Genomic DNA, 12,534 nt, shown 5'->3' on the forward strand with positions numbered 1-12,534 from the left:
CGTACAGTCATGACTAAATTATATTCATTGTTCGCAGGAACAACAACCGATACAGAAGTTAAAGCAGTAGCAGAAAACCAAATCATCCAAATGGAAGGATACTCCTATGACCGTTATGTAGTCCACAAAACCACACACGACAAATACGGCTATCATTATCATCTGATTAATCTCCGTACGCTTGATATGCAACAATCTGAAATCATTAAACCATTAAGCCAAAAGTTTGGAATCGGTATGTATTACGATGAAAACAATATTGAGTTTATGTCCGAAGAAGAAGTCATTGAACTCTATGCCAAAGCAAAGGCTAAAGAAGATGCAGAACAGGAAAAGGAAAGACAAGAGAATGAACACAGAAAAGCGATAAGGGAGATTGGTCGTAAATGGCTGAATGAAAACCTACGCCAAGATGCTAAAGCAATCATTGTGGCTCGTTTAAAAGCAGATGAATCCGACTCACAAACGGACTACTATGCCTCAAAAGTCACACGTACTGTAATTTTAGGCTTTTCCAAGCACAAACGTGATATATTCTCCGAAATGCGAAAGTATGCTCCAAACTTTGAAGAAACAGCCCATCTGGAAATCTATAACGAGGAGTATGAACACAGGGAAAAGTATTCAATGGGTGCAGGGTATTATCTGGGAGAAAGCAAATACAGCGGATGGATCATTGAAAAATCCCCGATATATGACAGAAAGAACAAGATTGATGAATTTGCCTATGTGGCAGGATGTCCCGATGGTATTTACATCAATAAGAATAATGACAATAATACTTCTATTCAAAACGAAAAAGAACCAACTCTTCAATTTGAATCGGATAACCTCTCTTTTGAGATAGTTGATTATTCAGAGAAAGCAATTGCCCTGTTTGGAGATACCAAAGAAATCAAAGATTTACTCAAAGCAATGGGTGGAAAATTCAATCCTAGACTGACACATAACAATGAAAAACAAGCAGGATGGATATTTTCCAAAACCAAGAAAGAAGAATTACAAACAGTATTGAACCTAAATAAATAACGACTATGAAATCAACAGCATATTTTACACGAACCATATTAACCCATTTAGAACAAAGGGCATCTGTAGACCCTTTGTTCGCCCAATCATTCGCTAACCTGAATAAGAACATTGACGATTGTTGTACTTACATTTTAAACGAAGTACAAAAAAGCGGTTGTAATGGCTTCACCGATGATGAAGTCTACTCAATGGCTGTGCATTATTACGATGAAGAAAATATAGAAGTTGGTAAACCGATCGATGCCCGAATTGCCGTAAACCATGTAGTAGAACTGACAGAGGATGAAAAACAACAGGCACGGCAAGACGCTATTCAGAAAGCACAGAATGATGCCTATAACAAGATGATGCAACCCAAGAAGAAGACAACAGCTAAACAAACAGCCAATACCAACCAACTAAGCCTATTCTGACCTATGAAACCAAAGAATAAATTTCAACAACAAGTTGTAGAAGCGAGCAAGACATTATCTGCTATTACCAAAGAACAGATACAATGGGGATATAATAATGCAATTGAATATCTGGGTTATCGCTCAAAGAAAGGGATTGTAACCTGTTCCAAGTGCGGACACTCATGGCAAGGAGAAGGAGAACTGATTACAACTATCTTAGGTTGTGATTGCCCGAACTGTAAATCAAAGCTGACTGTAAAAGTTACAGCCAAACGGACATTCAATGACAGCTATTATATGACTGTTATTGATGCCCATAAAGGATATCAGGTACTACGCACTATTATGTTAGGATATACGAGCAAAATCGGAGAACTACCCGAATATAGTGCGTCCGAAGTGATGCAACGTTGGATTACTCCCAATGGGAAGTATTGCACATTTGCTCGTCTTCGGCAGACAATGGGGACAATGTATTACGATTCGTGGATATTTCATACTCCATTGGAATTAAGACAAGAGATTGATGTTTATAACAGGATCTATACAGGTGCAGTATATCCAACACAAAAACTAATACCCGAACTAAAACGTGCAGGCTATAAGAAAGCTTTATACAATCAGAAACCATTAGATCTATTCCGTATACTACTAACAGATAGTAAAGCTGAAACGCTAATCAAAGCAGGATATGCCAAGCTATTAAAGCGTATTATGGATAGCGGATGGAAGAGTATTAATAACTATTGGCAATCGATTAAAATATGTATTCGTAATAACTACAAAATCAAAGATGCTACCCTTTGGTGCGATTATATTGACTTACTTCGCTTCTTTGGCAAAGACTTGCATAATGCAAAATATGTTTGTCCCGATAATTTGAAAGCAGAGCATGACCGCTATGTAGCTAAAAAAGTAAAAGCAGATGTTCAATTAGAAATAGAAAAGAAACTCGCAAAAGAAGATTCATACAGAGAAGCTAAAGCCAAGTTCTTTGGTCTTATATTTTCAGATGGACTAATTAATGTTCGAGTCTTGGAAAGTGTCGCAGAGATAATCAACGAAGGTAAAGCCATGCACCATTGTGTCGGCAGTTACCATTCAAAAGAAGATTCGCTGATTCTTTCGGCTTGTATAGATGGAAAACGGATTGAAACAATAGAAGTTTCAATTTCTCAACTAAAGGTTATTCAATCGAGAGGTATTTGTAATAAGAATACTAAATACCACAATCAAATAATTGATCTTGTCAATCAGAATATTCCACTTATAGAAGAACGATTAGCAGCATAATTTTATCAAACTAAAATAAACAAAGCATGTATCGATTATATATAGGTTTTAAGCTATTAGGTGAATTTGATAGTATTCGAGAAGCTAAACAGTTTGCGGGAAAAAGCGGATTAGGTGGAGTTTTCAATCTGATTGGGAATAATTATCGGGATACATGGTATGTTCCAACTGTTAAATGAAATATCCAATGAGGCGGACTGAAATTCAGTCCGTTTTCTTTTTTCAATGAGCCTGAGCGGATAAAAAAGAAACAAAAAACCAGGAGTAAATTTATCATAAGTAAAGTGGAACAAAGTGTAATAGATAATAAAGATCTAAACAACCAGCTAATTATAGCTATTAAACTGACTTAATGACTTAATGTTTTTGAGAAGAAATTCATAACAAAAACACCAGACACGATTAAAATTACACCAATAATCGCGGGTAAATCCATAGATTGTTTAAATATTAAAACTGAAATAATTGCAGTTAATACTATACCTAAACCACCCCATATAGCATAAGCCAAACCTAAAGGCATCGATTTCAATGTCAGTGATAAAAAGTAGAAACAGATTAAATAAGTTATGGCGACTATTACTGTAGGTAACCATTTAGTAAAACCATCAGAAGCCTTCATACTGGAAGAGCCTATAACTTCAAAAATTATAGCTAATGCTAAATATAAGTATTTCATATCATCAATTTTGGATACAAAGATAGCATGATATGAAACTACATTTTTTGATAAAAGTCAAATTCGTTTACTCCTTATTCTACTTAATGTTTCTTGGGTAATACCCAGATAAGATGCTATATGTCCCAATGATACACGTTGTAATATTTCAGGTTCGGACTTTATTAGATTCAGGTATCGTTGTTCAGCCGATTCAGTTTGTAAAGACCAGCTTCTTTCTTCCATGATCCGACACAATTCTTCTGTCATACGCCTCCCAATGGTATTCATCTCATTGTATTTGTTATAAAGTACATTGAGGTCTGAATTGGAAATATAATGAATTATTGAAGTCTCCAAAAATTGAATATTTTGCAAAGAAGGACGATTGAAGAATAAAGGCATTGTTGCTCCTAAAGGGATATTTTCAAAACCAAACCAATCTGTTATCTCTCGTTCCTCTTTCATATAAAATGAACGAACAAGACCTTTTTCTATAACGAATAGACTGGATACTATCTGCCCTTCCTTAATGAAGAAAGTATCTTTTTCATAAATCTTGCTTTGAGTTTTAAGATTAAGTTCTTTCTCAATATCAAGAGATATAGGTCCAAATTTCCTGCACAATGTTATCAAAGGATTCATATTGTAAATATAGCATTTATAATAAGAAAATAGGGCTACTAATTTAAGTAGTCCTACACTCATGTGCCATTTTTTTTTGGCTATATAGAATACATAGCCAAAGTAAGCCTTATATTTTTTATATAAACCTTCTTCATACCATTCAAAAGCAACAAAATTTTCAGCAGCTTTATTTCCTGCATATTTCTTCAGAAATACCTATTGAGCTTCCACTTGTGGAGCATCGAAGTGTTCTGTCCAACAGCTATCCAGCAAGATGAATGTGGCAACAGGAACAGGTATCTAGGCATCTAACTGCCATATTAAAATCCTACAAGAATAACTCCGGCATTTATAATCACATCGTTGGATGAGAAAATAATACTAGCCTGAATATGAGCATCTGTACTCTTAGTTTTCTGGAGCAAAAAACTAAGAGAAGAATTTATTTTCTAATTAACATTCCCTTTCTATCCAGTTCATTAATGGCGACAACAAATAATTGACCAATGTTCTCAAGTGAAATGTCCCGGGTATATTTTTTTATTCCATATACTGGATCTGAACTAACCTTGGTGTTAAACTCCTCTGATTCATATGATATAACATCCTCAATATTGCTCCAAAAATAATCACCTGCATTTATAAGCGAATATTTAATTTTTAGATTCAAATCTTTATTATTATATAAATAATCAACTTCTTGACCTTGAAAATGATCATTCACTTTTTCTATATCCGCTAACAAAATAAGACCTTTTAAATAACGATCTCTTCTTCTATAAAATGACCGTAATTCGTTATCATCTAATTTCAGATTGGAAAATGCACCTTTTAATTTTGATAAATCATTGTTGAATATTTTTAATAAAAAATTAATTAAATGCCAATATAACAACCTTGTAATATGTTCTCTCCGATAATAATCGAAAAAACTTATCGTAAAATCAAAAGTCTCCAAATTCTTAAGATGTCTTATGTTTATCTTATCTGAGTCAATAAATATGCCGAGAAATTCTATAATATCCTCTTTAATGGAAGAGTATCTTTTGTGAACTTCTCTATTATTGAGTTTTCTATTTAGAAATTTTTCAACTGTTTCTTTTATTTCTGTTTTATTCTCAAAATGGTAAATATAGCTACTGAAAAATTTATTTATATAACCATTGAAATCAGTGTTAAATCCATATTTTGCAAAAAATATATTTCTAATATTTTCAATATCACAAACAAAAATTACTTTATCAAATCCAAATTTATTGCTATCCTCATTTCTTATATCAAAATGTGCTGAAAATACATTCAAAATTCGAAATATGTGCTCTGGATCAATTCTATCCAAATCATCAATAATTAATACATTCTCTTTTCTCTTTGTATCTGTTTCGTCTGCTTGATTTTCTACAATTGTCTGTTTTTCTAATAATTCATAAATAAGTTGAGTAATATTGTCAAACTCATAGATTGACCCTTTCTTTTTTTCAAATATATCGGCAAACTCCTTTATCTTATCCAAAGAACCCTCTTCTTCATTAAGTTCTTTATAGTATCTACTAAAGCTCGTTATAATCTTTTCAAGTTCATCCGCACCTTCAGTTATAGGTTTACTTTTACCTAGAGATAATATCTGTGTGATAGCCTTAAATGCACTTGAAGTTTTACTGATAGTGTATGTTTGTAAAGCAAGTGTTTTGCTTATCTTTTCCTGCTGTTGTTTCTCAAATCCCCATCCTTTCCCCAATATATGGTATAAAATGTCAATTTTGATAAGCTCAAATATATCTTCATTATTAGATACCTGATAATTTACCGGAAACAAATGAAAGACATTATAATCATTTTCTATATTTTCATTTTTGAAAAAATCTCGCAAGAAGTAAGTTTTACCAATACCATATGGCCCTGAAAATAAGATTCTTTTATTATTGTCTAGATGAGACTTAAAATGATTATATAAATCTTCAATGTATATTGATAATTCTTCCATTGTTTCTTATTTGTTGATATTTTCCCTCTAATTTACAAAAAAGCCAGAGAATCTATATTCTCCAGCTTTCTTTATTTTTTAGATACAGCTACTATTCCATTTCTTTGCCCCATAACTCTATATCACTCGGAGCCGTCACCAACGAATAAATAATACTTATCCAAATGGACACATACGAAATAACCATCATTGTCATCATTCTTCTTCCTCCCCATTATCATTATTAAAAGAAAAAGAAAGCTGATAAGTATTCTGATAATTATCCTCAAAGTAAATATCAATCACCTGCTGATCCTCTGATTTAGAAGTGTAATACAACCGAAACGTCTCTTTAGTCAGTTCGTAAGTATCATTCGGTAAAAATACCGTTCCATCATCCATTTTCAGTTCTCCTTTACCATCCGGTTGAAAATACCGCAGATAATACTTTGCATTATCATATCTGCCTGATCGTTCCAGCTGGCAACGAATTTCAGCCGTCTCACCAACTTTCAGCTTTTTCGGTACAGGCAGGTGAGTAACCTTGAATTCATAACTTTGGCGAATATCAATATCGTCGCTACAGGCACATGCGATACATGCAATCAGTATCGTGTAAATTATATATGATGCTATTCTTCTCATATCGATTTCTATTTTTTACTTTTGTTTCAAATTTGAATGTTATGTTTATTTTCGTTCTAACCTATCAGAAACCACTAAGCGAGGTTGAAAAATACCTGGGTATGCACCGCACTTATCTGGATATAAATTATAAAGAAGGCTATTTCATCGCTTCAGGACGACAAGAACCCCGTACCGGAGGAGTTATCCTTTGTAGAGTAGCCACAAAAGAGCTTGCTTTGGAAATTATGAAAGCCGATCCATTCTATATCAATAAGGTTGCGACCTACGATATTATCGAATTTATCCCTACCAAATATGCTGATGGTTTTGACCGATTTATCTAATTGATCATGATCTTAATCCCCATACCGATTTGTGTATGGAATTTATTGATGTCCGATCCGAGCAATACCCGTTCCCGTGCATTGAGTAGTAACACAAGTCGATCCGTCAGATAAGTTTCTATCTCAAAACTGACTGCACCACCGTATAAGAAATTATCCTCTGTTGTGATGCTTGCTCCATCGAACAACAGTTCCTTCCCCCAATTAATCGTTTCATAACCTGCAACAGCGAAAAGCCCTACGGAGAAGAATACTGTTTTACTAGGATCAGATAAGAATTTCAGATAATAACCCCCTTCGGCTGTTATCTGAGATAAGGGTATCAGCTTATCCTTATACTCATAAGACTTTTGCAGATATTCTCCACCGAAAGTCCATCGGTTGCCATTCTTGGTATAAGTCGATAAAGCAATGCCTCCAAAGAAAGCCTGTCCGTCTTTCTTTTCCAGATTAAATCCATCCACAAAACCACCTATCACCTGAATTCCTTTTTGTCCGGGCAAATAACGTTGTGCATGAGCCTGTCCGATAAGGACAAGGCTCAATATGATTACTAAAGCTATTTTATATCTATACATTTTATTATTGTATTGGTGTGTAGTAAAAGAGTCTATGACCCTGACCTTATTTGATCTTTAGCTCATTAATCTGCTCTGCCCGTATCAGGTCATCATTCTCTATGACAAATGTCTGATTGCGTCCACCGTTCTTTTCAAAGAGCTCAATAACCAATTGCTTATCATTCGGGATCGTTATCTTATCAATGGTAAAGACGGTTCGTTCCGTCTGATTAGCTCCAACCTGAGAAATGAAATTGTAAGCCCGAAGCGGATAGATCACCGTTTCCTGAACAGCAGTCTGTTTTACCATCTTCTTATCTACAATCTTAAACCGTATAAAGTCAATATCAAATGAAACATTCGTTGAGTTTTTGATCTGTGTATGCAGATATAATAGCCCATTATGGCTGTAGATACCTTTGAGCAGATATTGGATTCCGAAACGTTTCGAGCCGATATGCTTTACAATCCGTTTGTCATTCTGATAGATGGAGCGATTAATCAGGTAAACGATGCGGGGTGATTCACTACCGAGTTCCTTCAGGTAAATCTCCATCGAATTATTCGGTCTGTTGGTTGCTATACCATCATGCATAAAGTCTTTCATTTCAATGTTTAGCTTCTCAGGCTCATCTGCATATTTGATATTAAAAGTGTAGTAGCTGCCTTCTTCGGTTATTACAGCCATATTCGTTTCGGTTTCAAAACTGCGAACAGCTGCCTTTATCCGTAATACATTCTCCGAGCTTCCCGCTTTTCCTGCAATGATATTACTTGATCCCAAGTCCACATACCGAATCGCAGCAGGGAAGATAACATGCACGGTCTTCTCAAAAGTTACTTCCAATCCGTAAGGAGGAATCATTCGATCAAAGGTTATTTTCTTGGAAAGCCCTTCATAATAATCGCCATAAGTAGGTTTTAATACCTGTTGCAGATCTTCCTGCATATCTTTGGGCGTTGTTTCATTCTGCGCATGAGCAACAATCGTTGTCAGCATCAATGCTAATGCAATAATATATTTCTTCATTGTTTTATTTCTTTGATTAATAAATACTTGTTTTTATTCAGTTGTAAACTCTTTACTGTTTGGGCATCAGCATAATCCGATAGCCCGATTTAAGGGTAACCTTTACCTGTCGTATTTTTTTCTGCATATATGCCGATACACCCTGTATAGCTCCCTTACTGAGATCGGATGCCAGTTGTGCTCCTGTACTCTGAGTCATAGTAAAGCTCGTTCCCACACTGTTTCCCATATTGGCTACAATTTCTTTGGCTGCATTCATCTCCAATGATCCCGGTATATGAATACCTTTCTGCCCGTCTGTGTCGTAAGTGACCATTTCTACAGGAATGATTGTTCCTTCATACTCAATAGAAGATATCAGTATATCCAACCGTTCGCCCTGTATCTTAGCTACTCCTGTCAGAATCGTGTTTTCAGGGATAAGAGTAGTTCCTGCGACCAACGGCTCAGTCAATCGCAGACGGGTAGTTTGTCCGTCAATCACTGTCTGGTCATCATGAATAACTGCTGAAATTGTATTCTTACTACTTACTCCAGTCTCCCCATCCATTGTATTGAAACCTGTATTTCTTGGCTGGTCATACATTTGATACAACTCTTCGTTACTGATGTTCTGAGTCAATGATGAAACCGTATTCTTTTGTATCTGACGAACAGGATTCACTGTTGTCTTCCCATTTTTAGACGAATTATCCTTTCCATAATTATCAATCTTGCTTTTCAAAGAATTGGAATTTGTCATTGAAGGCTCTGACTGATTCTGTGGCATATACTTAGCTGCCATCTCATAGGATTTTTCCATCAGGAGTAGTTGTTCATCGACTGCCGACTGTTTATTGTCCTTATCCTGCATTTTGGCTTCGAGTTCCTCCAGTTTCTTTTTCATCTCTTCCTTCTCTGAATCGTCATTGGGCTTCTCATAGAAATTACCCAATGTACGGTTGATATCCCTGTAAGCTGATACCGAATTATTAATCGGAGCCTTTTCTTTCTTCACAGCTTGCTGAGGCTCATCATCCAGATTAATAGTCACCCGTTCACTTTTCGAACTTTCCAGCATATCGGCATAACCCTGTAAGGATTGCATCCGCTCTTTCTGGCGTTCCTTCATCTGTTCCTGTTCGTAGGCATCTTTTTTATCTCCAATGATACCGTCTCCTTTGGGATCAGGTATATCGGCATTGAAGCCCATACCAATCTGCTCTTTGGCTTTTTCTTTCTCCGATGGGGAGACAATCAGCCAAATACATCCTGCACAAACAATTGCCATCAATGCGAAAATCGCATATTTCTTTAGCTTTTGTTTTTGCTCTTCACTTAGTTTTGGTTTATCCGCCATATGATTGATCTGTTTTATTGTTAGTACTATCCGAAATGTCAATATCTGAATCCAGAATATCCGAATCAAATACTGCATCTTTCGGTTTGGTCTTTTCCAGTTCCAATTGTTTGATATGTTCTATCTTTAACTGATCCCTGCGTTCTTGTTCCCTTCCCCAATTACTGATAGCCGTAAATGTAAAATACAGGTTCAGTATCGTAAAGAATAAAAGCATAATGACAATTACGGTCAATCTTTTGTCTGGAGTGATCTCCCCACAGAGGTCTTTGAGTTTATCTTCCAACCAGTAGCCGAGTTCTTTAATCCGTTCTTTCATAGCTCAGCATTTTATCGGTCCAACACCCTTAAATCCTTATTCTCCCGTATTTCGAAAGCTTCGATGCTAAATCCATGCGGATTATTATCGGAACGGACAGAGTTCAGCAGTTTACAGGTTGTCACAAGGCTACGTTCGGTAATATTACTCTCCCTGATAATCATCTGACGGGCGTAAGTAATAACCTGATAGGGGTAGACATCCAGATTACAGGAAATACTGTCGACCTGTATCGTTTGATTAATATTCCCAGAGATAATACGATTGTAATATCCTTTCTCTGATAGGTCTTTGTAATAATTGAAAGCGGACTTATCCGACAAGAGCAATGCCCGTTGGATATTACTTTCAATCGCTGACTTATCAGGGGAGAGCGTAAAGAACAGTTCATGAAACCGCCTGACATGTTCACGGGCTTCAACCGGTCTGTTTTGAGATAAGTCCTGCGAGAGTGCGAGCATCAAGGACTTTCCGTTATCCAGTATATATATCTTCTGCCGTTGTGCTTCTGCAAAATTGTAGGCACTCCAAACGGAGTAACCTGCAACAGCAGCACATAAACTGAGAAAGACAATGCCGAAGATGCGGAGCTGCTTAAAGCTCGATTCGATATTTTTTAATGATTTGAATTCCATTGTTTTTTGATTTGATGATTGAGATTAGAGATTTTACCGCCCTTTCAAGCGTCCTACAATGTTTCCGGCAGCAGCACCTCCAGCACCACCAACCATTGCTCCGGCTTTGGTTGCTGTATTGTTTACATTCTTACCGAAGTTCCCCATACCTCCTGCTGATATAATCCATCCGGCAACAGTCGGTATAGTGAAATACCCGACAATACCAATGATCAGAAAGACTATGTAGATGGCATCTGAACTATCCAATGAGAAGTTCGGATCAGTCTGCATCCGTTCAATATCCGATTGGAGCATCAGGGATTGAAGCCTTGCCAGTATCGTACTGAACAGATCCGAAACAGGCAACCACAGATAAACAGAGATATAACGTGTGATCCATTGCGTGAGTGTCGATTGAAATCCATCCCAGACCGATATGGCAAAAGCCAGTGGACCGAGAATTGAAAGGACAATCAGAAAGAAGGTGCGTATCACATCGATAATCAATGCAGCAGCTTTAAAGACTATTTCCAGTATCTCCCGAAAAGCTTCCCGAATCCACTTCTTCGCATTGTACAAGCCACGCTCAATATACATACCTGCTATTTCTCCCACATCGGTAATGCCCAGTTGATCCAGCTTCTCTTCAAAAATCTCGTTGTCTACTAAGTAGGCTGTTTCGGGATTACGCTTCATGGCTTCGTATTCCAGTTTGTCTTTCATCTCTGCATACTTTTGCATATCCAATGTCTCGGATTGCAGCATTCCGTTTGTACCCTGTACGACAGGACTCATAATGCTGTTAATAGTACCAAGTACCACAGACGGAAAGAACATAATACAAAGACCGATGGCAAAAGGACGTAGCAGAGGATATACATCGATCGGTTCGGCTCTTGACAGAGATTGCCAAACTCGGTATGCCACATAGAATAAGGCCCCCAGCCCAGCTATTCCTTTGGCTATACCGATCATATTGCCACATAAGGGCATCATCTGATCGTAAAGCGTCCGCAGGGTTTGATGAAATTGATCGAAATCCATATTTCTTCTTATTTAGGAATTTACCAATAACGATCCGAAGGATTACCATACAAAGCATTGACTCGGGCTGTTTCCCCTTTTTTCTTGGCTCTTAGATAGGAAACACCGATATTCTTATTTGTATAGTATCGAACCAAATTTCGGTAATCAGTCATTGCATCATAACAGGAATTAACCACATCAATACGGTCTTTATCGGAAAGAGAGAGTGTACTGATATTAACCACTCCTTTTAGTTCGCTCAGCACGTCATTGCTTTGCTCCAATAAACGGGTATAGCCATTAGCAATAGCATTGAGTTCTTCAATGGAATAATTGGGATCGGACAGCATCTTTTGAAAGCTGTGTACATAGATATCGGAGATTTCACCGACCATAAGGATGGTTCTTTGCACCTTCTTTGCATCTTTGACCAAGCCGTTCACAGCTTTCAGAGCATCGTAATACTGTTTGCCCTGATTATACACCTTTTGAACTTCTTTAAAATTGTTCACCATATTTTGGGCAGTCGTTGATGTCTGAACAATCTGTTTACTGGTATTGACAATACTCTGAGTGAAGTTACTCGGATCCCAAACTGTCCATTGAGCTGATATATTTGAAGTGAAAAGCACAAGGCTCACGCACAACATGAAGATTTTTATTTTCATATTTCAATGATTTTTAATGATGTAAATTGAATAAAA

16 protein-coding genes are annotated in these 12,534 nt (G+C 36.6%); 5 read left to right on the forward strand and 11 right to left on the reverse strand.

Translation table 11 applies throughout. The features are described 5' to 3' along the window. The first annotated feature begins 9 nt into the window (after window positions 1-9). Genes E4T88_RS13115 through E4T88_RS18005 form a run of 4 tightly spaced genes read left to right on the forward strand, consistent with a single transcriptional unit; the run spans window position 10 to window position 2,899 of the window. Window positions 10-1,029, forward strand: coding sequence for a fusion protein (locus E4T88_RS13115; protein WP_135106139.1), 1,020 nt, complete (start codon window positions 10-12; stop codon window positions 1,027-1,029). Window positions 1,030-1,034: 5 nt separating this feature from the next. Beyond that, window positions 1,035-1,445: a PcfK-like family protein gene (locus E4T88_RS13120; protein ID WP_135106141.1), complete on the forward strand. Its 411-nt coding sequence runs from the start codon at window positions 1,035-1,037 to the stop codon at window positions 1,443-1,445. 3 nt (window positions 1,446-1,448) lie between these two features. Next, window positions 1,449-2,720, forward strand: a complete 1,272-nt coding sequence (locus E4T88_RS13125) for a PcfJ domain-containing protein (protein WP_135106143.1) — start codon at window positions 1,449-1,451, stop codon at window positions 2,718-2,720. A gap of 26 nt (window positions 2,721-2,746) precedes the next feature. After that, complete coding sequence (locus E4T88_RS18005; RefSeq protein ID WP_167755459.1) at window positions 2,747-2,899, forward strand: hypothetical protein; 153 nt, start codon at window positions 2,747-2,749, stop codon at window positions 2,897-2,899. 170 nt (window positions 2,900-3,069) lie between these two features. Here the strand turns inward: E4T88_RS18005 and E4T88_RS13130 are convergent, their stop codons facing one another. The 4 genes from E4T88_RS13130 to E4T88_RS13150 all read right to left on the reverse strand — a co-directional run bounded on the left by E4T88_RS13130 (window position 3,070) and on the right by E4T88_RS13150 (window position 6,613). Next, the gene (locus E4T88_RS13130; protein WP_135106145.1) at window positions 3,070-3,399 is read right to left on the reverse strand and encodes a DMT family transporter; all 330 of its coding nucleotides are present in this window, start codon (window positions 3,397-3,399) and stop codon (window positions 3,070-3,072) included. 57 nt (window positions 3,400-3,456) lie between these two features. Then, a complete protein-coding gene (locus E4T88_RS13135; RefSeq protein WP_135106147.1) occupies window positions 3,457-4,086 on the reverse strand; it encodes a Crp/Fnr family transcriptional regulator in 630 nt (209 codons plus the stop codon). Window positions 4,087-4,447: 361 nt separating this feature from the next. Then, on the reverse strand, window positions 4,448-5,989 hold the full coding sequence (locus tag E4T88_RS13145; RefSeq protein ID WP_135106149.1) for a P-loop NTPase fold protein: 1,542 nt from the start codon (window positions 5,987-5,989) through the stop codon (window positions 4,448-4,450). 195 nt (window positions 5,990-6,184) lie between these two features. Then, window positions 6,185-6,613 carry a DUF3872 domain-containing protein gene (locus E4T88_RS13150; RefSeq protein ID WP_135106151.1) on the reverse strand — a complete coding sequence of 143 codons (429 nt, stop codon included), beginning with the start codon at window positions 6,611-6,613 and terminating at the stop codon, window positions 6,185-6,187. Window positions 6,614-6,654: 41 nt separating this feature from the next. Between E4T88_RS13150 and E4T88_RS13155 the strand changes: the two genes are divergently transcribed. Continuing rightward, window positions 6,655-6,939 carry a YciI family protein gene (locus tag E4T88_RS13155; protein WP_135106153.1) on the forward strand — a complete coding sequence of 95 codons (285 nt, stop codon included), beginning with the start codon at window positions 6,655-6,657 and terminating at the stop codon, window positions 6,937-6,939. Here E4T88_RS13155 and E4T88_RS13160 read toward each other — a convergent pair. From E4T88_RS13160 to E4T88_RS13190, 7 genes are read right to left on the reverse strand one after another with little or no spacing between them, the layout of a single operon-like run. Continuing rightward, window positions 6,936-7,517, reverse strand: a complete 582-nt coding sequence (locus E4T88_RS13160) for a conjugal transfer protein TraO (protein WP_135106155.1) — start codon at window positions 7,515-7,517, stop codon at window positions 6,936-6,938. The two genes, E4T88_RS13155 and E4T88_RS13160, sit on opposite strands and share 4 nt — an antisense overlap. Before the next feature lie 46 nt (window positions 7,518-7,563). After that, window positions 7,564-8,529: a conjugative transposon protein TraN gene (gene traN / locus E4T88_RS13165; protein WP_135106157.1), complete on the reverse strand. Its 966-nt coding sequence runs from the start codon at window positions 8,527-8,529 to the stop codon at window positions 7,564-7,566. A 52-nt stretch (window positions 8,530-8,581) separates the two neighbouring features. Beyond that, window positions 8,582-9,868 carry a conjugative transposon protein TraM gene (gene traM / locus E4T88_RS13170; RefSeq protein ID WP_135106159.1) on the reverse strand — a complete coding sequence of 429 codons (1,287 nt, stop codon included), beginning with the start codon at window positions 9,866-9,868 and terminating at the stop codon, window positions 8,582-8,584. Beyond that, a complete protein-coding gene (locus E4T88_RS13175) occupies window positions 9,858-10,187 on the reverse strand; it encodes a TraL conjugative transposon family protein (RefSeq protein ID WP_135106161.1) in 330 nt (109 codons plus the stop codon). Before E4T88_RS13175 ends, traM begins: the two co-directional genes overlap by 11 nt. Before the next feature lie 11 nt (window positions 10,188-10,198). Beyond that, window positions 10,199-10,822, reverse strand: coding sequence for a conjugative transposon protein TraK (gene traK / locus E4T88_RS13180; protein WP_135106163.1), 624 nt, complete (start codon window positions 10,820-10,822; stop codon window positions 10,199-10,201). Window positions 10,823-10,855: 33 nt separating this feature from the next. Beyond that, entirely contained in the window at window positions 10,856-11,848 is a 993-nt protein-coding gene (gene traJ / locus E4T88_RS13185; RefSeq protein ID WP_135106165.1) for a conjugative transposon protein TraJ, read from the reverse strand. Between the two features lie 20 nt (window positions 11,849-11,868). Next, window positions 11,869-12,498 carry a DUF4141 domain-containing protein gene (locus E4T88_RS13190; protein ID WP_135106167.1) on the reverse strand — a complete coding sequence of 210 codons (630 nt, stop codon included), beginning with the start codon at window positions 12,496-12,498 and terminating at the stop codon, window positions 11,869-11,871. Window positions 12,499-12,534: the final 36 nt, after the last annotated feature.

Origin of the sequence: Dysgonomonas mossii (assembly GCF_004569505.1) — a bacterium.
GTDB lineage: Bacteria > Bacteroidota > Bacteroidia > Bacteroidales > Dysgonomonadaceae > Dysgonomonas.

Coding starts and splice junctions, on each gene's coding strand:
- E4T88_RS13115 (WP_135106139.1), top strand. CDS start 10: ATGACTAAATTATATTCATTGTTCGCAGGAACAACAACCGATACAGAA.
- E4T88_RS13120 (WP_135106141.1), top strand. CDS start 1,035: ATGAAATCAACAGCATATTTTACACGAACCATATTAACCCATTTAGAA.
- E4T88_RS13125 (WP_135106143.1), top strand. CDS start 1,449: ATGAAACCAAAGAATAAATTTCAACAACAAGTTGTAGAAGCGAGCAAG.
- E4T88_RS18005 (WP_167755459.1), top strand. CDS start 2,747: ATGTATCGATTATATATAGGTTTTAAGCTATTAGGTGAATTTGATAGT.
- E4T88_RS13130 (WP_135106145.1), bottom strand. CDS start 3,399: ATGAAATACTTATATTTAGCATTAGCTATAATTTTTGAAGTTATAGGC.
- E4T88_RS13135 (WP_135106147.1), bottom strand. CDS start 4,086: ATGAGTGTAGGACTACTTAAATTAGTAGCCCTATTTTCTTATTATAAA.
- E4T88_RS13145 (WP_135106149.1), bottom strand. CDS start 5,989: ATGGAAGAATTATCAATATACATTGAAGATTTATATAATCATTTTAAG.
- E4T88_RS13150 (WP_135106151.1), bottom strand. CDS start 6,613: ATGAGAAGAATAGCATCATATATAATTTACACGATACTGATTGCATGT.
- E4T88_RS13155 (WP_135106153.1), top strand. CDS start 6,655: ATGTTTATTTTCGTTCTAACCTATCAGAAACCACTAAGCGAGGTTGAA.
- E4T88_RS13160 (WP_135106155.1), bottom strand. CDS start 7,517: ATGTATAGATATAAAATAGCTTTAGTAATCATATTGAGCCTTGTCCTT.
- traN (WP_135106157.1), bottom strand. CDS start 8,529: ATGAAGAAATATATTATTGCATTAGCATTGATGCTGACAACGATTGTT.
- traM (WP_135106159.1), bottom strand. CDS start 9,868: ATGGCGGATAAACCAAAACTAAGTGAAGAGCAAAAACAAAAGCTAAAG.
- E4T88_RS13175 (WP_135106161.1), bottom strand. CDS start 10,187: ATGAAAGAACGGATTAAAGAACTCGGCTACTGGTTGGAAGATAAACTC.
- traK (WP_135106163.1), bottom strand. CDS start 10,822: ATGGAATTCAAATCATTAAAAAATATCGAATCGAGCTTTAAGCAGCTC.
- traJ (WP_135106165.1), bottom strand. CDS start 11,848: ATGGATTTCGATCAATTTCATCAAACCCTGCGGACGCTTTACGATCAG.
- E4T88_RS13190 (WP_135106167.1), bottom strand. CDS start 12,498: ATGAAAATAAAAATCTTCATGTTGTGCGTGAGCCTTGTGCTTTTCACT.